This is a genomic window from Sideroxyarcus emersonii, from assembly GCF_021654335.1.
In the GTDB taxonomy this organism is placed as follows: Bacteria; Pseudomonadota; Gammaproteobacteria; order Burkholderiales; family Gallionellaceae; genus Sideroxyarcus; species Sideroxyarcus emersonii.
In genome coordinates, this window is the sequence record NZ_AP023423.1 from 172,518 (window position 1) to 197,645 (window position 25,128).

General features: G+C 61.9%; 21 protein-coding genes. 13 read left to right on the forward strand and 8 right to left on the reverse strand.

All coding sequences use genetic code 11. The features are described from left to right. Positions 1–5: 5 nt before the first annotated feature. The 6 genes from L6418_RS00790 (at position 6) to L6418_RS00815 (ending at position 8,045) form a co-directional block, all read left to right on the forward strand. Positions 6–770 (forward strand): LytTR family DNA-binding domain-containing protein, encoded by a 765-nt coding sequence (locus L6418_RS00790; protein WP_237247584.1) that lies wholly within the window; start codon positions 6–8, stop codon positions 768–770. A 4-nt stretch (positions 771–774) separates the two neighbouring features. Then, positions 775–1,467, forward strand: a complete 693-nt coding sequence (locus tag L6418_RS00795; RefSeq protein WP_237247585.1) for a response regulator transcription factor — start codon at positions 775–777, stop codon at positions 1,465–1,467. Beyond that, positions 1,451–2,707, forward strand: a complete 1,257-nt coding sequence (locus tag L6418_RS00800; RefSeq protein WP_237247586.1) for a HAMP domain-containing sensor histidine kinase — start codon at positions 1,451–1,453, stop codon at positions 2,705–2,707. Before L6418_RS00795 ends, L6418_RS00800 begins: the two co-directional genes overlap by 17 nt. 443 nt (positions 2,708–3,150) lie before the next feature. Continuing rightward, entirely contained in the window at positions 3,151–4,488 is a 1,338-nt protein-coding gene (locus tag L6418_RS00805) for a hypothetical protein (protein WP_237247587.1), read from the forward strand. Between the two features lie 617 nt (positions 4,489–5,105). After that, complete coding sequence (locus L6418_RS00810) at positions 5,106–6,347, forward strand: hypothetical protein (protein ID WP_237247588.1); 1,242 nt, start codon at positions 5,106–5,108, stop codon at positions 6,345–6,347. A 384-nt stretch (positions 6,348–6,731) separates the two neighbouring features. Next, positions 6,732–8,045: a hypothetical protein gene (locus tag L6418_RS00815; protein WP_237247589.1), complete on the forward strand. Its 1,314-nt coding sequence runs from the start codon at positions 6,732–6,734 to the stop codon at positions 8,043–8,045. Positions 8,046–8,163: 118 nt separating this feature from the next. Here the strand turns inward: L6418_RS00815 and ppc are convergent, their stop codons facing one another. Further along, positions 8,164–10,932, reverse strand: a complete 2,769-nt coding sequence (gene ppc / locus L6418_RS00820; RefSeq protein ID WP_237247590.1) for a phosphoenolpyruvate carboxylase — start codon at positions 10,930–10,932, stop codon at positions 8,164–8,166. Positions 10,933–11,030: 98 nt separating this feature from the next. Here ppc and hemC point away from each other — a divergent pair, with 98 nt between their 5' ends. The 6 genes from hemC to L6418_RS00850 all read left to right on the forward strand — a co-directional run bounded on the left by hemC (position 11,031) and on the right by L6418_RS00850 (position 16,144). Beyond that, the gene (gene hemC / locus L6418_RS00825) at positions 11,031–11,975 is read left to right on the forward strand and encodes a hydroxymethylbilane synthase (protein ID WP_237247591.1); all 945 of its coding nucleotides are present in this window, start codon (positions 11,031–11,033) and stop codon (positions 11,973–11,975) included. Continuing rightward, positions 11,968–12,735, forward strand: coding sequence for a uroporphyrinogen-III synthase (locus tag L6418_RS00830; protein WP_237247592.1), 768 nt, complete (start codon positions 11,968–11,970; stop codon positions 12,733–12,735). The genes hemC and L6418_RS00830 overlap by 8 nt, the downstream gene beginning before the upstream one ends. 4 nt (positions 12,736–12,739) lie before the next feature. Beyond that, entirely contained in the window at positions 12,740–13,825 is a 1,086-nt protein-coding gene (locus L6418_RS00835) for a uroporphyrinogen-III C-methyltransferase (RefSeq protein WP_237247593.1), read from the forward strand. After that, a complete protein-coding gene (locus L6418_RS00840) occupies positions 13,822–14,982 on the forward strand; it encodes a heme biosynthesis HemY N-terminal domain-containing protein (RefSeq protein ID WP_237247594.1) in 1,161 nt (386 codons plus the stop codon). The genes L6418_RS00835 and L6418_RS00840 overlap by 4 nt, the downstream gene beginning before the upstream one ends. 176 nt (positions 14,983–15,158) lie before the next feature. Continuing rightward, positions 15,159–15,518, forward strand: coding sequence for a hypothetical protein (locus L6418_RS00845; protein WP_237247595.1), 360 nt, complete (start codon positions 15,159–15,161; stop codon positions 15,516–15,518). 56 nt (positions 15,519–15,574) lie between these two features. Further along, positions 15,575–16,144 (forward strand): TIGR02281 family clan AA aspartic protease, encoded by a 570-nt coding sequence (locus tag L6418_RS00850; protein WP_237247596.1) that lies wholly within the window; start codon positions 15,575–15,577, stop codon positions 16,142–16,144. A gap of 8 nt (positions 16,145–16,152) precedes the next feature. On the opposite strand, the gene L6418_RS00855 is transcribed toward L6418_RS00850, so the two are convergent. Further along, a complete protein-coding gene (locus L6418_RS00855) occupies positions 16,153–17,154 on the reverse strand; it encodes a CDP-6-deoxy-delta-3,4-glucoseen reductase (protein WP_237247597.1) in 1,002 nt (333 codons plus the stop codon). A gap of 66 nt (positions 17,155–17,220) precedes the next feature. Here L6418_RS00855 and L6418_RS00860 point away from each other — a divergent pair, with 66 nt between their 5' ends. After that, positions 17,221–18,102, forward strand: coding sequence for an SDR family oxidoreductase (locus tag L6418_RS00860; protein WP_237247598.1), 882 nt, complete (start codon positions 17,221–17,223; stop codon positions 18,100–18,102). A gap of 63 nt (positions 18,103–18,165) precedes the next feature. Here L6418_RS00860 and L6418_RS00865 read toward each other — a convergent pair whose 3' ends face one another. From L6418_RS00865 to rpe, 6 genes are all read right to left on the reverse strand, one after another. Beyond that, entirely contained in the window at positions 18,166–20,124 is a 1,959-nt protein-coding gene (locus L6418_RS00865) for a bifunctional (p)ppGpp synthetase/guanosine-3',5'-bis(diphosphate) 3'-pyrophosphohydrolase (protein WP_237247599.1), read from the reverse strand. A gap of 17 nt (positions 20,125–20,141) precedes the next feature. Next, positions 20,142–21,161 (reverse strand): anthranilate phosphoribosyltransferase, encoded by a 1,020-nt coding sequence (gene trpD, locus L6418_RS00870; RefSeq protein WP_237247600.1) that lies wholly within the window; start codon positions 21,159–21,161, stop codon positions 20,142–20,144. Positions 21,162–21,163: 2 nt separating this feature from the next. Then, entirely contained in the window at positions 21,164–21,733 is a 570-nt protein-coding gene (locus tag L6418_RS00875) for an aminodeoxychorismate/anthranilate synthase component II (protein WP_237247601.1), read from the reverse strand. A gap of 12 nt (positions 21,734–21,745) precedes the next feature. Continuing rightward, positions 21,746–23,233, reverse strand: a complete 1,488-nt coding sequence (gene trpE / locus L6418_RS00880) for an anthranilate synthase component I (protein ID WP_237247602.1) — start codon at positions 23,231–23,233, stop codon at positions 21,746–21,748. 111 nt (positions 23,234–23,344) lie between these two features. After that, on the reverse strand, positions 23,345–24,031 hold the full coding sequence (locus tag L6418_RS00885) for a phosphoglycolate phosphatase (protein ID WP_237247603.1): 687 nt from the start codon (positions 24,029–24,031) through the stop codon (positions 23,345–23,347). Beyond that, positions 24,031–24,717 (reverse strand): ribulose-phosphate 3-epimerase, encoded by a 687-nt coding sequence (gene rpe / locus L6418_RS00890; RefSeq protein ID WP_237247604.1) that lies wholly within the window; start codon positions 24,715–24,717, stop codon positions 24,031–24,033. Before rpe ends, L6418_RS00885 begins: the two co-directional genes overlap by 1 nt. Positions 24,718–25,128: the final 411 nt, after the last annotated feature.

Here is a 25,128-nt window from a genome sequence, read left to right on the forward strand (position 1 = left end):
GCAACATGAACGACACCGTCACCCTGCCGCTCACCGTCTTCATCGTGGATGACGAGGCGCCGGCGCGCAGCCGCCTCAAGGAACTGCTGGCCGACTGCGAGTCGCAATTTCCGCTGCAGCTGGTGGGCGAAGCGGGCAACGGGCGCGACGCGCTGGAGATGCTGGCCGAGACGCCCGCCGAAGTCGTGCTGGTGGATATCCGCATGCCGCAGATGGACGGCATCGAGCTGGCGCGCCACCTGAACAAGCTCGACCATCCCCCGGTCATCATCTTCACCACCGCCTACGACAGCTATGCCATCCAGGCTTTCGAGCAGCGCGCCATCGATTACCTGCTCAAGCCGATCCGCCTGGGACGCCTGTTCGAGGCGATCTCCAGGGCGCGCGATGCGGTGCCGATCCGCACCGAGGTGCTGCAGGAACTCACGCCGGAACCGCGCAGCAACCTGTCCGCCCATGAGCGCGGCAGGGTATTGCTCATCCCCATCGACCAGGTCCTGTACCTGCGTGCCGAATTGAAATACGTTACAGTGCGAACTGCCGAGCGGGAATATCTCATCGAAGAATCGCTCACCGCACTGGAAAAAGAATACAGTGCGCGCTTCGTGCGCATCCACCGCAACTGCCTGGTGGCGAAGAACGCGATTGCGGGATTCGAGAAAGGCGGCGAAGAAGGCGAAAGCGGCTGGTTGATGAAGATAAAGGGGCTGGAGGAGCGACTGCCGATCAGTCGGCGGCAGTCGGGTGTCGTTAAAGAATATGGGAAATAAACTTATGCGCGTATTAATCATTGAAGACAATCGTGACCTTGCTTCCAACATGTTCGACTTCCTGGAGTCGAAAGGGCATGTGGTCGATGCGGCCGGGGATGGCATCTCCGGCATGCACCTGGCGCTGGTCAACCAGTACGATGCGATCGTGCTCGACCTGATGCTGCCCGGCATGGACGGCATCACGCTGTGCCGCAAACTGCGCGAGGAAGGCGGCAAGGACACGCCGATCCTGATGATTACCGCGCGCGATTCGCTGGACGACAAGATCGCCGGGCTGGAGGCGGGCGCGGACGACTACCTGGTCAAGCCTGCCGAATTGCGCGAAGTGGAACTGCGCTTGCGCGTCCTGTTCCGGCGCGGCGGCGACCACACGCAGAAGCAGAAGAAGATGACGGTGGACGACCTGACCCTCGACCCCTTCACCTGTTCGGTGAAGCGCGGCAGCAAGGCCATCGAACTGCCCCCGATCCCGTACAAGATCCTGGAGATCCTGATGGCGCGCTCCCCCCAGGTGGTCAACCGCGAGGACATCGAGCATGTCGTGTGGGGCGAGGGCCGTCCCGACAGCGACTCGCTGCGTGCCCACGTGCACCTGCTGAGGGAACTCATCGACAAGCCGTTCGAGCGCAAGCTGCTGCGGACGATGCGCGGTTTCGGTTACCAGCTGGTCAGCCCGGATGCTGCAGACCAATAGCCTGCGCTTCCGCGTCGCGTATTTTTACGCGGTCTTCGGCGCGGGCATCAGTATCCTGCTGTCGGGCTGGGTGTTCCTGGCGGTGGAGGAGATCGGGCATCGCCTCATGGACGAGGCGATGCGCAAGGAGGTCAACGAGACCGCCGAGCGTCCGGTGTTCATCGAGCCGAACACCGTCTCCATCAAGGGCTACTATGTTTCCCGGACCTCGCACAGCCAGAACATCCCGCCCGAGATCGAGAATCTGGAGCCGGGCAGCTACAACCTGAGCATCGGCGAGATCGACTACCGCGTGCTGGTCGCCGACAAGAACAACGTGCGCTATTTCATGATGTTCGACACCGAGAACCAGCACCTGCACGAAGCCGAGTTCTTCCGCTACGTGGCGATCTTCGCCGTGTTCATGATCGTCAGTTCCTCGGCGGGCGGCTTCTGGCTGGCCAGCCGGGTCACCGCCTCGGTCACCCGCCTGGCCAAGCAGGTCGGGCAGGCCGGCCCGCGCGACCTGGAGCTGTCGCTGATCAAGCTGACCAGCAACGACGAAGTGGGCGAACTGGCACGAGCTTTCGACCGCTACCTGCGCCGCTTGCGCGAATTCATCGAGCGCGAGAATTACTTCACCGCCGACGTCAGCCACGAGTTGCGCACGCCGCTCGCCATCATGCTGGGCACGGTCGAGTTGCTGGAACAGGACGGAACGTTGACGGCCAAGCAGAAAGAACGCGTTTCGCGCATTCGCCGCGCCGCGCAGGACATGATCGACCTCACCTCGGCGCTGCTGCTGATGGCGCGCGAACACCAAAACGGCGGGGATGAACAACCCTGCAATGTTGCCGATGTCGCGCTGTCCTGCGTCGAGAAACACCGGCACCTGATCGGCGGTCGGCCGATCCGCATGGAGGTGGAGTTGATCGACCAGCCCAGCCTGATCGTCGAACGCCCGCTGCTCGAAATCGTCATCGGCAACCTGATCCGCAATGCCCTGTTCCATACCGAGACAGGTTCCGTGCTGCTGCGGCTCGAATCCGGCAAGCTGACGGTGATCGACACCGGCGCCGGCATGCGCCCCGAGGAGCTGGAACGCGCGCTCGAGCGCTATTACAAGGGGGCGACCAGCGCCGGGGCGGGGGTCGGCCTGTCGCTGGTCAAGCGCATCTGCGATCGCTACGGCTGGCGCATCTCCCTGGACAGCAAGGAAGGGCAGGGCACGTCGGCCGAAATCGCGTTTTCACCGACCTGAGCGGATAATCCTTCAAAGTTGATCGGGCACGCATTTTAAAAAGGCGCGTCATACCGGCGAAGGTCGGTATCCAGCAAAAGCACACTGGATTCCGGCCTTCGCCGGAATGACGACGGATGTGTGTAGTGGGTAACGGCAGGTCAGTGCCGGATCATTGTCCCTGGCATAGCTGAAGGGTCAGGGCGAACAGACTTGAACTTCAATCGGGCGGATAAAAGGCGGGTGGATCGCCTGTCAATCCAGGCCCGAATGCTTGACAAAACAATTCTGTTGCAATAAACACAAATTAACGCTTATTTAACTATTGATTTACAAGGACTTTACAAAGCCATTGCTAGTATTCACGGCAACCTGTGCGAGTAATTCGCATTAATCGCGCATGGTGAGCATCCGGCTCGGGGAGTTTTCGATCCCTGCATTTTAATCTCTGGAGGAGAAACGCAATGAAGAAAGTCGTACTGACACTGGCAGGCGTCATGGCTGCCGCCGCATTTGCACCAGAAGCATCTGCCCTTCCCGTTTTCGCACGTCAAACCGGCATGGCCTGTTCCGCATGTCACTTCCAGCACTTCCCGCTGTTGAACAGCTTCGGTCGTGCATTCAAGTCCGCCGGCTTCACCATGATGGGCGCACAGGCCAAGGTCGAAGGCGACCGCCTGTCCATCCCGGCTGAACTGAACATGGCCATGCTGACCAGCCTGGGCTATGTGAAGGACAATTCCACTCCTGTTGCCGCTCCTACTACTGGCCATAATGCTGGTAATGGCGCGTTCTACCTGCCCGGCGTGGCTGGCGAGGCTTCCCTGTTCGTTGGTGGCCGCATCAGCGATTTTGCCGGCTTCCTGTCCGAGATCACCTTGGCACCGGGCGCTGCAATCGATTCCGCCAAGACAGCAATCTTGCCGGAAGTGGCTGACGGGATCCGCGCCGGTCTGGTTCCGTTCGCAACCAACGGTCAGGGCGCATCCTATGGCTTCGAGTACCTGAATACCGGCGCCAACGCCATCCACTCCATCACCAACACCGTGGGTAACCCGCTGGGCGCCGCACCTGGCGGCAACGAGTTCATCAACGCCGTGTCTGCGCAGCAATATATCGGCACCGCAACGGCTGCTGACGGTATTGCCTTGGTGGCCAACAGCGATCATGGTTTCATCAACCTGACCAAATTCAACATGACCGGCATTGCAACTGGTCAGGGTGCATCTCTGGGTTCCACCTATGCTCGCTTGGCTGCTGTGTTTGACGTGGCTGGCTGGGATTCGGCGATCGGTGTGCAGAGCTGGAGCGGTTCTTCTTTGAATAATACTGGTGCTGCTGCTGACCCAATCACTGGCGTTGTGACGGCAGGTACTTCTATTATGCAGAGCTCCAAAGCGACAGCAATTGATGGTCAGATGCAAGGCGATCTGGGCGGCATGCCCACCGGTTTCTACTTCAGCTACGCAACAGCTCCGGTTGATACCGCAGTCGCTGGTGGAAATGCATTCAACGCAGGTACTCTGACTAAGAGTTCCTTCAACGTCGATGCAGAGATCGGTGTGATTCCTGAAGTCGCCACGGTTGGTGCTGCGATCCGTCGCGCCAATTCCGGCGTTGCAACTGCGGCTGGTGGTAATGCATCCGACAACGCGATCTATCTGACCGCGACCTACAAGATCGCACAGAACATGCTGGCTCGTCTGTCGTACGTGAAGCAGAGTGGCGATGTCTGGACTGCAGCCGCTACCGGTGCAACCGGCAGCCAAACCACTGCCATCAACCTGTACACCCTGTTCTAAATTGCCGTTCGTCCGCTGCGTATGCAAGTACGTAGCGGATGGCGCAAGGAAACAGTCGTACATCGTTGCTGCAAGGTGTTCGAACAAGAACGACAAAATATAAAACTGCCGTCGTGCAGGTGAATCGAAACAGGCCTGCAAGCTGTTGCCAGGTGGGGAGCCTGAAGCGGGTTGCAACATGAGGCTGATCGATGCATCAAAGCGATGAGTGGTAGCAATACATAGGGAGACTTCGGTCTCCCTATTTTTTTTGCTGCTTGTCTTTCGGCTGGGGGCGTACCCGACGATGATCCTGCACGGCAGGTAATCCATTGCTCAGTAAATCGCTCTTTCTGCGTTAGAATGCCGAATCTGCTGCGCGGAGATATCGGCTGGCCGCAGATATTTTTACCATACCAATCTTATAAGTTAACGCTTATATGACAAATAAATAACCATAAATTAATAAATTGGTGTATCCAAAACACCAAATTGACTTTTGCTTAACGTCCTTTTGACGTTTTCTTAACTTTCGCGTTGATAGCATGCGACTCCCTGTTAATCGAAGGGTTATACCCTTTTGGTTCGAGGGAATTAGCGTGTCGTTCAACCAATTATTCGAAAGAGGAGAAAACGTAATGAAGAAAGTCGTACTGTCACTGGCGGGGGTGTTGGCAGCAGGCGCATTTGCACCGGAAGCATCGGCCTTGCCCGTGTTTGCCCGTCAAACCGGCATGGCCTGTAGCGGGTGTCACTTCAACCATGCGCCGTTGCTGAATGCATTCGGACGCTCGTTCAAGTCTTCCGGCTACACATTGATGGGCGCGCAGGGCAAGATCGAAGGCGAGAACGTCTCGATCCCCGATACGCTCAACATGGGCGTGTTGACCACTGCGGGTTATGAAAAAGTCCAGAATACCCAGGGCAAGTGGTCGTTGCCTTCCTCGGGCGGCGAACTGTCGCTGTTCTACGGCGGCCGCATCACCGACAACATGGGCTTCTTGTCCGAGCTGAGCACGGTTGGCGCGGCTGCGGCAACCGGCGCAGCCAAGCTGTTGTGGATGCCGGAAGTGGCAGGTGCCAAGGTCGGCCTGGTGCTGGATACCAATAACGGCCAGGGCGTGGCACACGGCTTCGAGGTCCTGAACACCGGCGCGGTCAACGTACACAAGATCGCCATCGGCCAGACGCATATCAATGCCTACTCCGCCGCGCAGTGGATGGGTACCAACAATGCCACGACCGGGGTGTCCTTGGTCGGCTCGCATGAGACGGGCTTCTTCAACTTCTCCGCCTACGACGTTGCACCGCAATCGATGGGCGCGGGTGCAAGCAACATGCCGCTGCACTACGGCCGTCTGGCCGGTCTGTTCGACGTGGCCGGCTTCGATATGGGAGCGGGCGTGCAGCGCTGGTACGGCAATACCAACGCGATCCAGTTCAACGTGGCACAGGCGGCCATGCTGGCAGGCAAGTATGACGCCACCGTGTTCGACGTGCAGGCACAGGGCGAGATCGCGGGCATGTCCACCGGTCTGTATGCGTCGTACGGTGTGGCGCCAGTGGGTTCCATGTTCGGACAAGGTACCTTGCCGATTGCCGCCAACGCGTTCAAGGCTAAATCCCTGAACATGGCGATGGACATGAATGTCGGCTTCGACCTGATCGCACGCGCTGCGTTGCGCCGCGCTACCAACGGCCAGGACGGATTGGCCGACAATGCGGTGATGATCGGCGTGATCTATGAATATGCCCAGAACGTCGAACTGCACCTGACCCGCACCAACAACTACGGCGATCACTACAATCCTGCCATGAATGCGGCTGCGACCGGTCTTGGCAAGGCGACGACATCGCTGCTGGCGGAGATCCTGTTCTGATGGCGGAAGTCCGAGCAATATGCAGCATGCGTAACTGCAAGGCAGCTGGACTCGGGTAAATTTGGAAGAGAGTTCGCTGTTGCGCAAATGCAACACTCAGGGAGGCCGCGGCCTCCCTGTTTTTTTGCAGGAAAAAATAAAACAATCAATAAAAACAAATTATTGATATCCAACATCCAACAAGATTTGTTTGCCAGTCTGGCTAAATTGGCAATTTATAATTAACTTATATTTAACTGTTGCTTAACGCTTTCTTGACTTTGAGAAAGTGCGATTGCTAGCATGCGCCCCCTAAATTTGTACACCCAGGAAATCAAAACCAAGCAGCACAAGGGTGTCGGTTTGGAAACATTCAACTCAATTATCCGATAGGGGAGAACCGCAATGAAGAAAATCGTACTGTCGCTGACAGGCGTGATGGCAGCATCCATTTTCGCACCTGAAGCATCGGCACTGCCGGCATTTGCCCGGCAAACCGGCATGGCTTGCAACGCCTGCCACGCGATGCACTTCCCGGTGCTGAACAGCTTCGGACGCGCATTCAAGGCGTCCGGCTATACCATGATGGGCGCACAAGGCAAGGTCGAGGGCGACAACCTGTCGCTCCCCGATACGCTGAACGCGGCCGTGCTGCTGAAGTACCGTTACCAGAAGGACAACACGACAGGCGTCGCGGGTGCCGGCAAGACAGCGCCGACCACCAATTCTAACGGCATGTGGCAGATGGGCGACGAGTTCAGCCTGTTCTTCGGCGGCCGCATGGCTGAAGGAGACCATATCAAGATCGGCTTCCTGATGGAAAACAACGTGGCGAACGTCGGCAGTGCAGGCAACCTGGTTGCCGGCCTGCGCATCCCCATCGTGGTAGACGAAGGTGCAATGAAGTTCCTGGCGATCCCGTTTACGACCGACACTCTGGGCGTGACCTACGGCTTCGAACTGTCCAGCGGCGGCCTGGCGCGCGCAAACCGCTGGTCGGAGAACCGCCGGGAAACCTCGGCTGTGCAATATAACGCGGACCGCGGCGGCGCGATGTTCGGTTCGGCTACAGGCTACGGTGCCGGCGCGGCATCCGGCCACGCATTCGTGGTGCAGAACGACCTGTTCTTCGTCAATTACACCCTGTGGTCCTCTTCGTTCGCGCCCGGTGCGAACGGCGGTGCGGTAGCTTCCACCAACTACGGGCAGCGCTATATCCGCGCAGCCATGACTCCCAGCTTCGGCGGTTTTGATTTCGTGGCCGGCGTGGGCAAGGAAAGCGGTACTTCATATGGCAACCTGGCCCAGGCGCAAGTCGAAGCAAGGCAGACCTTCATCGACCTGCAAGCGCAGGGCGAGATCGCCGGAATGGAAACGGGCATCTACTTCCAGAACGCCAAAGCGCCAGTTTGCAGTGCAGCCGTTCTCGCTGCGAACTGCGTACACAATACCGGTGCATTCGACCGCAAGGCGACAACGCTGGGTGCGGAGTTCGGCGTGATCCCGCATGCGCTGTCATTGGGTATCGCATACCGCAAGGCTGACAATGGCGGTGTGCGCGGCTTCGAAGGCGACAATGCGGTCAACGTGTCGGCGGTGTACGATCTGTTCCAGAACGTGGCGCTGCATGCGAACTACGTCAAGTACAGCGGCAGTGCGACGAACGTGGCCAATCCGCTGAAGAACATGTATCTGCTGATGCTGGAAGCGGCCTGGTAAGCAGCGGGAAAGGCAGTCCGGGCCGGGCAAAAACAAAGGTTCGGCTGCTGTTTCGCTACCGTGAAAAAGAAAGGGAGACACCAGTCTCCCTTTCTTTTTTGCCACGGTAGATTGACGATCAGCCGCTGTTGCGCAATCCGGTGGCGATGCCGTTGATGCTGAGGTGGATGGCGCGCTTGACCTTTTCATCGTTGTCGCCGGCACGATGGCGCTGCAGCAAAGCCACCTGCAGGTGGTTGAGCGGGTCGATGTAAGGCGTGCGGGTCAGCAGGCTGCGCGCAAATGCGGGGTTGTCCTGCAGCAGGGTGCTGGCGCCGGTGATGGCAAACAGCATCTCGATGGTGGTCTCCCACTCGCGGTTGATGGCGCCGAAGATGCGCTCGCGCAATTCGACGTCTTCAACCAGTTCCGCGTAACGTGAGGCGATACCCATGTCGCTCTTCGACAGCACCATGTCCATGTTCGACAGCATGCCGCGGAAGAACGCCCAGTTTTTGTACATTGCCTGCAATTGCTGCAGGCCGGCATCGCCTTCGCGTTCGATGAACTGCCTGACCGCGCTGCCGAAGCCGAACCAGCCCGGCAGCATGGCGCGGCTCAAGCCCCAGCTGAACACCCAGGGAATGGCGCGCAGATCCTCGATGCGGTCGGAGGCCTTGCGCGACGAGGGGCGGCTGCCGATATTGAGTTCGGCGATCTCGCGGATCGGCGTGGCGGTAAAGAAGTAATCGTTGAAACCCGGGGTTTCGTACACCAGCTTGCGATAAGCGGCGAAGGCATCGAGGCTCAGCGCCTCCATGATGCGGTGATATTCCGGCATGGTGCTGTCGGCGCCGTGATGGTGCAGCAGGGTGGCTTCGAGCGTCGCGGCGATCAGCGTCTCCAGATTGCGGCGGCCGATCTCCGGGTTGGAATATTTGCTGGCGATCACTTCACCCTGCTCGGTGATGCGGATCTGGCCGTTCACGCTGCCGGGCGGTTGCGCCAGGATCGCGTCGTAGCTGGGGCCGCCGCCGCGCCCGACGGTGCCGCCGCGGCCATGGAACAGGCGCAGTTCGATGCCGTGCTTCTCGAACACTTTCACCAGTTCCACTTCCGCCTTGTACAGTTCCCAGTTGGCGGTGAGGTAGCCGCCGTCCTTGTTGCTGTCGGAGTAGCCGAGCATCACTTCCTGCGTGCTGTTGCGGCTGGCCAGCAGCTTGCGGTACCACGGGATGGAGAACAGTGCGTCCATGATGGCAGCGCCGCCGCGCAGGTCTTCGATGGTCTCGAACAGCGGGATGATGTTGACGTGCAGGGTCTCGCCATCCTGCAGCAAACCGACCTGCTGCAGCATCAGCGCGACTTCCAGCACGTCGCTCACCGCATCGGCCTTGGAGATGATGTGGTTGGGCAGGGCGCCGTGGCCGTAGCGGCGGTGGATATCGGCGGCGGCCTGCATGATGCGCAGCTCGCTTTGCGGAACGGCGGAATAGCGCTCGATGTCGGTCAGCAAGAGTTTGCCTGCCTGCAAGGCATCCAGCAGAACCTCGCGCTTTGCAGATTCATCCAGGTCGGCGTAGTTCGCCTTGCCGGAACTGTGCGAGAACAGTTCCGCCACGGTTTGTTCGAGGATGGCGCTGTGCTGGCGCATGTCCAGCGGTGCCAGATAGAAACCGAACAGCTCGGCGGCGCGACGCAGGTTGGCCAGACGGCCGCGCGCCAGGTAGACCGCGCCATGCTTGAACAGCGATTCGATCAGCACATCCAGATCGGCGATGAATTCCTGCGAGGACGCATAAGGCTTGGCGTGCGGATCAACCGGGCGCAGGCGCGACAGCTCGTGGCCAAGGTGCCGGGCGGTGGCCGACAGGCGGGAATAGATCAGGATCAGTGCACGCCGGTAGGGTTCATCGGCGCGCGCGGGGGATTTGTCCGGCGAGGCATCCGAAAGCTTGCGCAGTTCGGGAGTGACCTCGACCAGGCGGTCGGTCAGGCTCAGGCGGGTGCCGAGCAGGTGGGTCTCGTTCAGGTAGTACTCGAACGCCAGTGCGGAATGCTGTTGCACTGCGTCCGACATCACGTCGTGTGTCACGAACGGGTTGCCGTCGCGGTCGCCGCCGATCCAGCTGCCCACGCGCAGAATGGGCGGAACCTTGATGTCCTTGTCGAAGCGCGACTCCAGCTGCTTTTCCAGGTTCGCATACAGCTTGGGGATCTCGGCCAGGAAGGTGTAGCGGTAATACTCCAGTCCGTTGCGGATCTCGTCGCGCACGTTCAGCTTGGAGGTGCGCAGCATGCGCGTCTGCCACAGGATCAGCACGAAGCGGTGCAGGGCTTCCTCGTTCTCGGCCAGGTCGTCCGGGGTCATGTCGACGCGGTCGCGGCTGGAGAGCAGGCTGGAAATGATCAGCTGGCAGTCGAGGATGCTCTTGCGCTGCACTTCGGTAGGATGGGCGGTCAGCACGGGAGAGACCAGCGCATTGTCCAGGAATGCCTGCAGCGTATCCTTGTCGATCTTCTTTTCTTCCAGCCGGTCCAGTGCCAGCTGCAGGGAACCGTCCTTGGGGGCGGTGCCGGCCTTGAGATGGGCGCGGTGGCGGCGATTGTGGTGCAGGTCTTCGGCGATGTTGGTGAGCTGCGAGAAATAGCTGAAGGCACGCACCACGGCAAGCGTCTCGGTGGGCGAGAGCGCGTCCAGCATCTTCTCCAGCACTTCGCCGTCGCGCTCGTCCTGGGTCTTGCGGAAACGCACCGCGGCGCGGCGCACGTTCTCGACCAGCTGGAAGGTCTCTTCGCCTTCCTGCTCGCGCAAAGTGTCTCCCAAGATGCGACCCAACAGGCGCACGTCATCGCGCAGAGGCAGGTCTTTGCTGGAGATATCGGCAGGTGCGGAGATCAGGTTCATTTTCTTCTATGTGTCGTCGGCGCAAAAGCGCGGCGCACCTGTTAGAATGCGCCGCGCATTTACCGCAAATAATTAGCCACAAATATTAGGAAAACCCGATGAATCAGGCTTCTCTTGTTCCCCCAGCCCGGCTGGTGATCGCTTCGCGCGAAAGCGCATTGGCCATGTGGCAAGCAGAACACATACGAGACAGGCTGCGGGCATTATACCCGCAAACGACGGTTAGCATATTGGGCATGACCACGCAGGGCGACCAGATCCTCGATGTGACCCTGTCCAAGATCGGCGGCAAGGGACTGTTCGTCAAGGAACTGGAGACTGCGCTGGAGAACGGCAGCGCGGATATCGCGGTGCATTCGCTCAAGGATGTGCCGATGAACCTGCCGCAGGGTTTTGCGCTGGCCTGCATCGGCGAGCGCGAGGATCCGCGCGACGCCTTCGTTTCCAACAACTTCGACAGCCTTGCCGCCCTGCCTGCGGGCAGCGTGGTCGGCACCTCCAGCCTGCGCCGCGAAAGCCAGTTGCGTGCGCGTTTCCCGCACCTGAAGATCGAGCCGTTGCGCGGCAACGTGCAGACCCGCCTGCGCAAGCTGGACGAAGGCCAATACGCTGCCATCATCCTGGCCGCGGCAGGGTTGAAGCGCCTGGGACTGGCGAATCGCATCCGCAACATCATCTCCTCCGACGACAGCCTGCCCGCCGTGGGGCAGGGCGCGCTCGGCATCGAAACGCGTGCCGACCGCACCGACCTCAAGGCGGTGCTGGCGCCGCTGCATCACGCCGACACGGCCGCCTGCGTGCTGGCGGAGCGCGCGATGAGCCGTGCGCTGGCCGGCAGTTGCCAGGTGCCGCTGGGCGGCTTTGCCGAAGTGCAGGGCGGCAAGCTGCGCATGCGCGGTTTCGTCGCCACGCCCGACGGCAAACGGCTGCTGCGCGCCGAGTACAGCGGCGAGATCGCGCAGCCGGAGGCGCTGGGTGACCTGGTCGCCCGCGACCTGCTCAGGCAGGGAGCTGGCGAGATCCTGGCCGCACTGAATGGCTGACCTTCCGCTAAGCGGACTGAATATCGTCATCACGCGACCGCGTGCACAAGCCGTCGACCTGGCTCGGCGGATCGAACAGCTGGGCGGCACGCCGTTGTCTTTCCCCCTGCTGGAGATCGAGCCGGTCGGCGACCCGCAAGCATTGCACGAACAGCTATCCCGCCTGCAGCAGACCGACCTCGCGATCTTCGTCAGCCCGAATGCCGTGCATTACGGTATGGAGGCAATACGCGCGGCAGGCGGGCTGCCTCGCTCGCTGCAGGTCGCAACCGTAGGACAGGGCAGCGCAAGGGCGCTGCACGAACAGGGCGTCGCCCAGGTCCTGGCGCCATCCGGTCGTTCCGACAGCGAGGCACTGCTGGCACTGCCCGAGCTGCAGCAGGTTGCAGGACGGAGGGTGATGATCTTCCGCGGCAACGGCGGGCGCGAACTGCTGGGCGATACGCTCAGGGCCAGAGGAGCGACGGTGGAATATATCGAGTGTTACCGGCGCAGCAAACCCGAGCTGGACGTGGCTGCACTGCTGGCAAGGCAGCCGCATGCGGTTGCCGTGTCGAGCAGCGAGGCATTGGCGCACTTGCGGGAACTGCTCGGGCCGTCGGGCCGAGCCGGTCTGATGGCGATGCCGCTGTTCCTGGGGCATGAGCGCATCGCCGAAGCGGCGCGGCAACAAGGCTGGCAGCATATATACGTCACCGGGGCCGGAGATGACGGACTGTTGTCGGGTTTGGTAGCATGGGCGCATGACAGACGGAAATGAAACCATGAGCGAATCAGTACAGCCACCACCATCTGCCGACAAGACGGGTGCATTGCCGGAAACGGCAGGCACGCCGCAGCAACCTGCGGGAGGCCACCGCCTGGCCGATCTGTTTTCGCGCCTGACCCTGACGCAGCTCACCCTGCTGGTGCTGGTGGTGATCTTCATCTGGCAATGGCTGGATGCGCACACCCAGCTCAACCAGACGCAACAGGAAGTGGCGCGTCGCCTGTCCGAGGTGGAAGCGGCGAACAAGGCCAACCAGATGCTGCTGGCGCAGAACCAGGAACTGGTGCGCGAACTTGGCGGCAAGCTCGGCCTGGTGGAAAGCAAGTATGCGGAGACGCAGAACCAGCGAGCCGCGCTGGAGGCCCTGTATCAGGAGATGTCGAGCAGCCGCGACCAGACGGCATTGGCGGAAGTCGAACAGATGTTGCTCATCGCCGGCCAGCAGTTGCAGTTGTCTTCCAACGTGAAAGCGGCATTGATTGCCATGCAGCAGGCGGAGAGCCGGCTGCAGCGGCCGGCTTTCGCCGGCCTGAAGAAGCGCATAGACCAGGACATCGACAAGCTGCGTGCCCTGCCCAATATCGATGTGCCGGCCATCAATCTGCGGCTGGATGGAGTGATCGGCATGATCGACAGCCTGCCGTTGGCGCAGGATGCGCATATCCAGGCGCAGAAATCCGCAGCGGTGGCCGAGCCGGTGGAAGGGGTATGGAAGCGCTTCTGGAGCGAGGTGTGGCAGGAAGCGAAATACCTGGTGCGCATCGAGAATACCGAGCGGCAGGAGATGCCCCTGCTGTCGCCGACGCAGACCTTCTTCCTGCGCGAGAACCTGAAGCTGCGCCTGCTTTCCGCGCGCATGGCCCTGCTGACCCGCGATGAGGTGAGCTTCCGCCGCGACCTGAAGACTTCGCAGGAATGGCTCAAGCGCTATTTCGACGTCAAGGCGGCCGACAGTGCGCAGGCGTTCGCAACGCTGCAGAAGCTGGCTGCATCCAACATCGTCATCGACATGCCGGATATCAGCGGCAGTCTGGAGGCGGTGCGCAACTACCGCATATCGCACGAACGGGGCGCGCGATGAAACACCTGCTCTGGCTGCTCGGCCTGTTCGCCGCCGCTGTCGCAGTCATGCTGGCGGCACGCAACCCCGGCTATGTCCAGTTCGTCTATCCGCCATACAAGATCGAGATGTCGCTGACGCTATTCGTGTTCGCACTGCTGGCGGGGTTCGCGTTGTGCTATCTGCTGGTGCGCCTGGCCGTGGTGACGCTGCGCCTGCCCGAATATGTGCGCACCTTCCGCGAGGAACGCGCCACCAGCAAGGGTCGCGCCGCGATGATCGAGGCGCTGAAGGCCTATTTCGAAGGGCGTTTTACCGCAGCGGAGAAAGCCGCGGTGCGGGCGATGGAGCTGGGCGAGAAATCGGGGCTGAACTCCATCGTCGCGGCGCGTGCCGCGCATGAGCTGCGCGAGTTCGACCGGCGCGATGCCTACCTGGCGGGTGCCGAAGGCAAGACTGTGGGCGAGTCGACCATGCGGCTGATGGCAAAGACCGAGTTCCTGCTCGACCAGAAGCAGCCGCAATCGGCGCTCAATTCCCTGAAAGAACTGAGCGATTCCGGCATGCACAAGCACATCGGCGCGCTCAGCCTGGAACTGAAGGCGCAGCAGCAGGCGCGCAACTGGGATGCCGTGCTGGAGGTGATGGCGCAGCTGGAGAAACGCAACGCGATCGACAAGACGGTGGCCACGCAGATGCGCCAGCAGGCCTGGCTGGAGAAGCTGCGCAGCCAGGCGCTCGACATCGCCACGCTGCGCGCCGTGTGGAAATCGATCCCGGGCGAATTCCGGCATCGCGCCAAGATCGCCGCCGCGGCGGCAGAGGCGTTCAGCAAGCTGGGCGACTGCAAGAGCGCGCAGCAGTTGCTTGCCGACAGCCTCAATGCGCAATGGGACAGCGAACTGGTCGCCCTGTACGGAGAATGCCACAACGACGACAACATCGCCCAGATCGAGCAGGCCGAACGGTGGTTGAAGCAGCATACCGACGATGCGGGACTGTTGCTCGCCCTGGGCAAGCTCTGCATGCATCAGCAGTTGTGGGGCAAGGCGCAAAGTTACCTGGACGCCAGTCTCAGCCTGGAGACGAGCCAGGCGGCCTATGCGGCGCTCGGTCAGCTGGCCGAAAAACTGGGCAAACACGAGGAAGCGCTGGCTTATTTCCAGAAAGCCATGTAAGTGATTGAACCGGAGCCGGTTCATCCCCTGCTGCCCGGCGGGCATAAGCGAAGTTCTATATCTTTTGGTCTATAGCCGAACGCCGATAGTGCTGCTAAAGTTTGCTTGCAGGCTATCCGGCCTGCGGACGTTCGCGTCCCGATCCGTGCCCGGTCACGGCGGGGCAGGAGACCCGGATGAAACGCGGTGTACGACATTTCCTCTTGATCGGCATGATCGCCTGCCAGGCGATGGCGTTCCCTGCATGCGCCCAGACTTCCATGGTGTCTGAGCCGGCCGCAGAACACGCGCCCGCACAGCCGCAGGCGCGCGTACCAAACGAATATCTCGTCACGCTGGCCCCCAATGAGAACGAGGGCATCATCTCCCAGTATTACAGCCGCTACGGAATCAAATACCTGCATTTGCTGGAAGAGGATACTTTCCTGCTGGTCGTGTTCGATGATCCCGGCCCGCAGGAGATGGCGGCGCAGGCCAGCAAAGAGGCGCGCATCAGGGTGATTCAGCCCAATCTCATTCAGTGGGATTACCGCTGAGCCAGCCGGAAACGGCGCGTTGCATCCCACCCCGGACAGGGCAGAAAAGGACCGATATGAAACGCACGATATGGCTGCTATCCCTGGCGGGCCTGATTGCCGCGAGCCTGCAAGCAAATGCAGGCACGATCTACAAGTGCAAGAACGCGTCCGGCGAGATGCTTTACCAGGAGAAACCCTGCGAGAAAGAGGTGCAGGCTGTCTCCTCCTGGGCCTCCGCTTCCACCTCGCCGGTGGAGACCGATGCCGATTCTCCCGCAGCCGAGGGCAAGCCGCTGGTCATCGGCCAGGGGCGCGGCGGACATTACTTCATCGACGGCGCCGTCAATGACAGTTACCTGAATTTTGTCGTCGATACCGGCGCGACGCTGGTGGCCTTGCCGCTATCGGTGGCGACCTCGGCCGGGCTGACCTGCCAGGGCCGGGGTATGATGAAGACCGGCAACGGCGACGCGCTGGTCTGCACCACGACGATACAGAAACTCAGGTTCGGGCATTTCACGCTGCGCTACGTGCAGGCGGTGGTGATGCCCAACCTGAGCCAGCCGCTGCTCGGCATGAACGTGCTGAAGCAGTTCCGCGTCGAGCAGGACAACGGCGAGATGCGCTTGTCGAAGAAATTCTGAGCTGTCCGTCAGCTCTTGGCCACGAAGGTGAAGGCGTCCGAGTAGAACGCATCGCTGGGCAGGCCGCGCTGGGCAGTGAACTCGCGGTGTGCCGCTTCCACCACCACCGGTGCGCCGCACGCGTATACCGCATAAGCCGACAGATCCTTGAAATCGTCCAGCACGGCCTGGTGCACGAATCCGGTGCGGCCGGGCCACTGTTCGTCCGACACGACCGGCGTGAACTTGACGCCGCTTTCTTCCCAGTGCTTCACCTTGTCCAGCATGTAGAGGTCGGACTGCTTGCGCACGCCCCAGTAGAAATGCATCTCGCGCTTGAAGCCGATATGCAGCGCATGTTCGATGATCGCTTTCACCGGCGCAAAACCGGTTCCGCTGGCGACGAAGACGATCGGCCTGGGCGAATCTTCGCGCAGGTAGAAGCCGCCGAGCGGGCCCTTGATGCGCAGGATGTCGCGTTCCTTCATCCCGTTGAAGACGTGATTGGTGAAGGCGCCGCCGGCGATGTTGCGCACATGCAGTTCCAGCAGGTCGTCGTCGTGCGGGGCATTGGCGAGCGAGAAGCTGCGCGGCTTGCCTTCCTTCTGCAGGATGTCGATATACTGTCCGGCGAGGAACTGCAGGCGTTCGTTGCTCGGCAGCTTGAGATACAGCACCATCACATCGTCGGCCAGCCTGACCATCTTCTCGACGCGGCAAGGCAGCGTCTTCACCACGATCTCCTGTTCGCTGGTCACTTCATGGCTTTCGAGCACCAGGTCGGAGAGCGGCCTGGCGCAGCAGAACAGCGCCATCCCGGCCGCCTTTTCATCCTCGGTCAGCGCGAACGACTGCGCCTTGCCGTAATCCACCGAACCCTGCAGCACCTTGCCCTTGCACACCCCGCAAGCACCGTTGCGGCAGCTGTATGGCAGCGTCAAGCCGTGATCCAGCGCCGCCTCAAGGATGGTCTCGTCCTTCTCGATGGGGAAAGTGTGGTTGCTCGGCTGTATGGTGGTCTTGAAACTCATGGTTCTGTCCGCTGAATAAAGGCGGCGATTTTAACGCATAATGGGCACGCTCTGATTATGTCCCACATGAAACGATTGCTCATCATAGGCTGCGGCGACATCGCGCGCCGCGTCATCCCGCTGCTTGCCGGGCGGTATCGCACCTGCGCGCTGATCAGAACCGGAGCGCGGGGGAAAGAACTGCGTACTCAGGGCATTATGCCGATACTCGGCGACCTGGACGAACGTGCCAGCCTGGCGCGGCTGGCCGGTCTGGCGGACATTGTGCTGCATCTGGCGCCGCCGCCCAATGCGGGCACCTTCGACACACGTACCCGGCATCTGCTGGCGGCCTTGTCCGGGGGCAGGCCGCCGGAACGGTTCGTCTACATCAGCACCAGCGGTGTGTACGGCGATTGCGGCGGTGCCGCGGTCGGCGAAACGCGCGCCATCCACCCGCAGAACGCCCGTGCGCAGCGCCGCGCCGATGCGGAACGGCAGATCCGCCGCTGGGCCCGGCGCAACGGCGTCGAGGCCAGCATCCTGCGCGTGCCCGGCATTTACGCGGCGGAACGCCTGCCGCTGGAGCGCCTTCGCGCCGGCACACCCGCATTCGTTGCGGCAGAAGACGGCTATACCAACCACATCCATGCCGATGACCTCGCGCGCATCGTCGTTGCGGCACTGCGCCGGGGAAGGGCGAACCGCGTGTATCACGCCAGCGACGACAGCGAACTGAAGATGGGCGACTACTTCGATGCGGTGGCGGATGCGCACGGGCTGCCGCGCCCGTCGCGCATTTCCCGCGCCGAGGCGCAGCGGGTGCTGCCGGAATCGCTGCTGTCGTTCATGAACGAGTCGCGCCGCCTGACCAACGAACGCATGAAACGCGAATTGAAGGTGGTGCTGCGCTACCCGACGGTGGCGGTTGCGTTGCAGTCGTTCGCGGCCGGATCGGCGGCGAAGTGAGATGGAGGGAACGCCGCGATCACCTCTTCCGGGCGGGCGCCGACCCCGCCGCAGGAAAGGGCGTCACGGTGCCCAGCGTGCATCCAGCAGCCTGTCCTCGCGCTCTTCCGGCACCCGCTGCATGAACGGGCAATCGCGGCGGTGGATCGCGATGCCGCGGTCGCGCGTGACATAGCCGACGATGGCATCCGGCTTGACCGGATGGCAGCAGCGGGCGGTGCGGATCATCAGGTTGCCCACACCTTCGATCAGCACATTGCCGCTGGCGGTTGGTAGTGCCTGGCTGGCGGTGCTGCGCGGTGCCGGCGCCGGCGCGTCCTGCGCGATGGCGAGCCCGACGCGGCGCGGCGTGATGTCGCCGCGGCCCAATGCGGCGAGCAGTTCGTCCAGCTTGTTGAAACGCAGTTTCTGCGCCAGCTTCTCCTGGTTGATGTCGGTCACGCCGATGCGGTGCAGCTCGCGGTCGAGCAGGGTGCGCCCTTGCGCGACGCTGTCGTCGAGATTCTGCTCGGAGAACCAGTGGCGCACCTTGGCGCGTGACCGCGCGCTTTGCAGGAAGCCCAGCCTCGGACTGAGCCAGTCGCGGCTCGGCCCGCCCTGCTTGGCGGCGAGGATCTCCACGCGCTGGCCGGTCTGCAGCTTGGTGTTGAGCGGCACGATGCTGCCGTCGATCTTGGCACCCCGCGTACGGTGGCCGAGGTCGGTGTGCACCACATAGGCGAAATCCACCGGCGTTGCGCCTTTCGGCAGGTCGATCACCTTGCCTTGGGGCGTCAGCACATACACGCGGTCCTGCAGCAACTGGTTCTTGAACTGTGCCTGCAATTGCCCGCTGTCGGCCAGTTCATCCTTCCACGCCAGGATCTGGCGCAGCCAGGATATCTTCTCGTCCACGCCGCTCTCGGATTTCCGGTTCTCCTTGTAGCGCCAGTGCGCGGCCACGCCGAGTTCGGAATCGTGATGCATCTGCCGGGTGCGTATCTGCACTTCCACCGAGAGCTGGCGCGGGCCGAGCACCGCAGTGTGCAGCGAGCGATAGCCGTTGGGTTTGGGACGGGCGATGTAGTCGTCGAATTCGCTCTGGATCGGTTGCCACAGCTCGTGCACGATGGAGAGCGCCGCGTAGCATTGCTCAAGGTCGTCTACCAGTACCCGCACTGCGCGCACATCGTACAGCTGGTCGAAATCGAGATGCTTGCGCTTCATCTTGTTGATGATGCTGTAGATGTGTTTCGGGCGTCCGCTCACTTCGGCCCTGATGTCGGCCTGCGTCAAGGCCTGCTGCAGCCGCGCGATGACATCGGCGATGTAGCGCTCCCGGTCCACGCGCCGCTCGTCGAGCAGCCTGGCGACCTGCTTGTAGAGCACTGGCTCCAGGTAGCGTGTCGACAGGTCTTCCAGTTCCCATTTGATCTGCCATACGCCAAGCCGGTTGGCCAGCGGCGCGAAGATGCTTTGCGTTTCCTGCGCGATCTGCCTCTGCTGTTCGGGCGCCGCGCCGGAAAGGCTGCGCAGCGTCTGCGTGCGTTCGGCCAGCTTGATGAGCACCACGCGGATGTCTTCCACCATCGCCAGCAGCATCTTGCGCAGGCTTTCGGTCTGTTCGGCGGTATCGTCCCTGTCCTTCGCGTTCGGGCCGCGCATCTCGCTGAACTGGCGGATCTGCTCCATCCTGGAGATGCCGTCGACCAGTACGGTGACGTTGCGCCCGAAGCGCTCGTTCAGGACTTCGTTCCAGTCGTCGAGATACTCGGGCACGGCGTGCAGCGCGGCGGCGGCGATGGTCTCGTGGTCCATGTGCAGGCCGATCAGGATGGAAGCCGAGCCGAGCGCATGCTGCAACAGCGGCGTGCCGGTGACTTCGCATTTGTCGTGATAGAGCGGTGCGGCGAATTCGCATGCGCGGCGGATCACTTCGATTTCGGCGGGCGCAAAGATGCCGGACAGCGCGCCCAGCCAATCCTGGATGTCGGCGCTGTCCTGTCCGGCGAGCGGCGGAAACTGGTGCTGGATGGAGACCACGTGTGCGGGCGGGACGATCAGGCGTTGCTGACCTGGATCAGCTGTGCCAGCTTGTTCTTTGCCGCGCCGGAGGCGATCGTCCCGGCCGCCAGTTTCACGCCCTCTGCCAGCGTGACGCTCAGGCCGGCAGCGTAGATCGCGGCCCCCGCGTTGAGCAGGACGATGTCGCGCGCAGCACCCGGCCGGTTGTCCAGCACGCCCAGCAACATGGCCTTGGCCTGGTCGATATGGGTGACGCGAATCTCGTCCAGCGGCGCGGACCTCAGGCCGAACGCTTCCGGCGTGACGGTATATTCGTTCACCTGGCCGTCCTTGAGTTCCGCGATGGACGTCGGTCCGCTGATGGTGATCTCGTCCAGGCCATCCGCGCCGTTCACCACCAGTACATGACGGCTGCCCAGACGCTGCAGCACGCGCGCCTGGATGCCGACGAGGTCGGGATGGAACACGCCCAGCACCTGGTTCTCCGCGCCGGCGGGGTTGGTCAGCGGGCCGAGGACGTTGAACAGCGTGCGCACGCCCAGTTCCTTGCGCACCGGCGCCGCATGTTTCATCGCGCCGTGGAAATTGGGCGCGAACATGAAGCCGATGCCGATCTGGTCGATGCTGCGGCCCACCTGTTCCGGCGTCAGGTTGAGGTTGACGCCCAGCGCTTCCAGCACGTCGGCCGAGCCGCAGGTGGAAGACACCGAGCGCCCGCCATGTTTGGCGACCCGCGCGCCTGCCGCTGCCGCGACGAACGCGCTGGCGGTCGAGATGTTGAATGTGTGCGCGGCGTCGCCGCCGGTGCCGCAGGTGTCCACCAGATGCTCGCGCTGCGAGACCGGAACCTGGGTGGCGAACTCGCGCATCACGAACGCGGCGGCGGAGATCTCGCCGATGGTTTCCTTCTTGACGCGCAAGCCGATCAGGATGCCGGCGATCTGCACCGGCGAAACTCCGCCGCCCATGATCTGCCGCATCAGCGACAGCATCTCGTCGTAAAAGATCTCGCGCTGCTCGATCAGGCGCACCAGCGCTTGTTGTGGAGTGATCATGGCTATCGCTTCCCTTCCAGAAAATTCCTCAGCATGTCATGCCCGTGTTCGGTGAGGATGGACTCGGGGTGGAACTGCACGCCGTGCACCGCCAGCGTCTTGTGGCGCACGCCCATGATCTCGCCGTCGTCGGTCCAGGCGGTGATTTCCAGGCAGTCCGGCAGCGTCTCGCGCTCGATCACCAGCGAATGGTAGCGCGTCGCGGTGAACGGGTTGGGCAGGCCGGTGAATACGCTGTTGCCGTTGTGGCGGATCAGCGAGGTCTTGCCGTGCATCAGCGTCTTGGCGTGGATGATCCTGCCGCCGAAGGCCTGGCCGATACTCTGGTGGCCGAGGCAGACACCGAGCAGCGGGATCTTGCCGGCAAAATGTCTGATCGCGGCGACCGAGATGCCTGCTTCGTTCGGCGTGCACGGACCGGGCGACACGACCAGGTGCTGCGGGTTCAGCTTCTCGATCTGCTCCACCGTGATCTCGTCGTTGCGGTAAACCTGCACGTCCGCGCCGAGCTCGGCGAAATACTGCACCAGGTTATAGGTGAAGGAGTCGTAGTTGTCGATCATCAGTAACATGTCTGCTTCTCCCTAGCGGTGCGTCCGCGCATCGAGCCCGTCCAGCACCATCTCGGCTGCGCGCAGCACCGCACGCGCCTTGTTCTGCGTTTCCATCCATTCGCTGTCCGGCACCGAGTCGGCGACGATGCCGGCCCCTGCCTGCACATAGAGCGTGTCGTCCTTCACCACGGCGGTGCGCAGCGCGATGGCGACATCCATGTCGCCGTTGAATGCGAGATAGCCGACCGCCCCGGCATAGATGCCGCGCTTGCTCGGCTCCAGTTCGTCGATGATCTCCATCGCGCGCACCTTGGCGGCGCCGGATACGGTGCCGGCGGGGAAGGTGGCCTTCAGCACATCCATCGCACCCAGGCCCTGCTTGAGTTTTGCCTCGACGTTGGAGACGATGTGCATCACGTGCGAGTAGCGCTCGATCACCATCTTGTCGGTGAGCCGGACAGTGCCGTTCTGCGCCACGCGGCCGATGTCGTTGCGGCCGAGGTCGATCAGCATCAGGTGTTCGGCCAGTTCCTTCGGGTCGGCCAGCAGTTCTTGCGCGAGTTCCGTGTCCTTTTGCGGCGTCTTGCCGCGCGGGCGCGTGCCGGCGATGGGGCGCACGGTCACCGTGTCGCCTTCCAGTCGTGCCAGAATTTCAGGCGATGAGCCGACCACGTGGTGGTCGCCCATGTCGTAGTAGAACATGTAGGGCGACGGGTTGATGCTGCGCAATGCGCGATACAGCGACAGCGGCGATGCCGGGAAATGCTGCGACATGCGCTGCGACAGCACCACCTGCATGATGTCGCCGTCGAAGATGTATTGTTTGGAACGCTCCACCGCCGCCTTGAACGCGGCTTCGCCGAACTCGGATTTCGCCTCGTAGCGGCGCATCTGCGGCGCGTCGGGGATCTGCACCGGTTGGCGCAGGGCGCGCTGCAATTCGTCCAGGCGCTGCAGCGCCGTACGGTAGGCGTCGGCATGCGCGGGGTCGGCATATACGATGAACGTGAGCTTGCCCGACAGGTTGTCGATCACCGCGAGCTGTTCGGTGAGCATCAGCAGGATGTCGGGGGTGCCGAGTACATCCGGCTTTTGCGTGCCGGCCAGCTTGTGTTCGATATAGCGCACCGTGTCGTAGCCGAAATAACCGGCCAGTCCGCCGGTGAAACGAGGCAGGCCGGACAGCGGTGCGACCTTGAAGCGGGTCCGGTATTCCTCGATGTAGGCGAGCGGATCGGCGGCTTCCTGGGTGGTCTCGCCGGCGGGCGTGGTCAGCGTGACCTGCCTGCCGCGCACGGTGATGCGCGTGTCGGCAGGCAGGCCGATGAAGGAGTAGCGCCCGAAGCGTTCGCCGCCCTGCACCGACTCCAGCAGGTAGGAGAAAGGGCGATTGGCGAGCTTGAGGTACAGCGACAGCGGCGTATCGAGGTCGGCGAAGGTTTCCGCAACCAGCGGGATGCGGTTGTAGCCTTGCCTGGCAAGTGCATTGAATTCTTGTTCGGTGACAGGGGACAGCATAAGAGCCTCTCTAAATGGATTGCGAAGACGATGGGTGGCGCAGCATCTGGCGATGCGGAATCACCATCGCCGGGCGGTCGTCTTTGCAGAGAGGTCGTTATGTGTCATGGGTCAAACGCGTTCTATCAATTTCAGTGCGGCTGGCAGGTCGGCGATCACGGCATCCAGATCCAGCCCGTCCACAGGCTCGCCGTGATTATAACCATAAGGTACGCAGAACACCGGACAGCCTGCAGCGCGTGCGGCCACGGCATCGTTCAGCGAATCGCCGATCAGCAGCATTCTGTCGACCGGTATCCCGAAAAATTTGGCACTGTGCAGCAGCGGCAGCGGGTGCGGTTTTTTCTCCGGCAGCGTATCGCCGGACAGCACGATGTCGAAGTAATGCGCGAGGCCGATCCCTTGCAGCAGCGGTTCGGTGTAGCGCGCCACCTTGTTGGTAATGCAGCCCAGCCGGAAACCGGCTGCCTTCATTGCATCCAGTCCCTGCACTACGCCGGCGAACGGTTTGCTTTGCAGCAGCAACTCGGTGTAATGCTTCTCGAAGATCGGCAGCGCCTTGTCGTACAGGGCGGCATCCGGTTCGGCGTGCATGTCGCCGGTCAGCGCACGCTTCACCAGCCAGGAGATGCCGTTGCCGATGTAGCTCATCAGCAGATCCTGCGACACGGGCGGACGGCCCATGTCGCGCAGCATGCGGTTGGCCGATTCGGCCAGTTCCGGTGCGGTATGCAAAAGTGTTCCGTCGAGGTCGATGACCACGGCCGAGATGGCCAGGGGGAAATTCCTGAAACCCATTACTTCTTCACTTTCGCCAGTTCGGCGCGCATTTCACCGATGATGGTGTCGTAACGGTTCTTGTCCTGTTCGTTGCGCTTGCCGAAAACGGCGGAGCCTGCCACGAAGGTATCCACGCCCGCTTCCGCCACTTCCCTGATGTTGGCCGGGCCGACGCCGCCGTCGATCTCCAGGCGGCAGTTGTACTTGCCGGCATCGATCATCTGGCGCACCTTGCGTGCCTTGTCCAGCACGTAGGGAATGAATTTCTGGCCGCCGAATCCGGGATTGACCGACATCAGCAATACCATGTCCAGCTTGGGCAGGGTATATTCCAGCACGTCCAGCGGCGTGGCGGGGTTGAACACCAGGCCTGCCTTGCAGCCGCTTTCCTTGATCAGGCCGATGGTGCGGTCGATGTGCTCGGACGCTTCCGGGTGGAAGGTGATGTAGGTCGCACCGGCCTTGGCGAAATCGGGAATGATGCGATCCACCGGCTTGACCATCAGGTGCACGTCGATCGGGGCGGTCACGCCGTGCTTGCGCAGCGCTTCGCACACCAGCGGGCCGATGGTCAGGTTGGGCACGTAATGGTTGTCCATCACGTCGAAGTGCACGATGTCCGCGCCGGAGGCGAGCACGTTGTCGACCTCCTCGCCTAGCCTGGCGAAGTTGGCGGAAAGGATGCTGGGTGCGATCTGGTACATGTTGGTCCTCAGGGTGATTTGAATTCGAGACGGCCATTTTACCCGAAACTCCTCCAGGCACATCAGCCCGTTTCCATGGCTGCGAACGCCCGGCCAGCGCGGGGCGGGCAGGCAGGCCCAGCGGATGCGCGAGGTGGTTGCGCGGCGAGCAGGGCAAGCCGCTTCTTACGGGCGGCACACAAGACCATATCGAAGAAATGGTTGATGGCATAGGCAGTACTATGCCGTTATATAGGCAGTCCGGAGTATGTAAATGGTCGCATATTAAGTATAAGATGGCATCCGATAGGGGAATTAAGTGCTCGCAAAGCCATCGTGCGGAATAAACAGCTTGCTGTTTGGTTGACGCCAGATCGGCTACGGCATATCCGAAACGCAAATTTCCGCAGGTGTCGGGCAGGCATGGCGCCA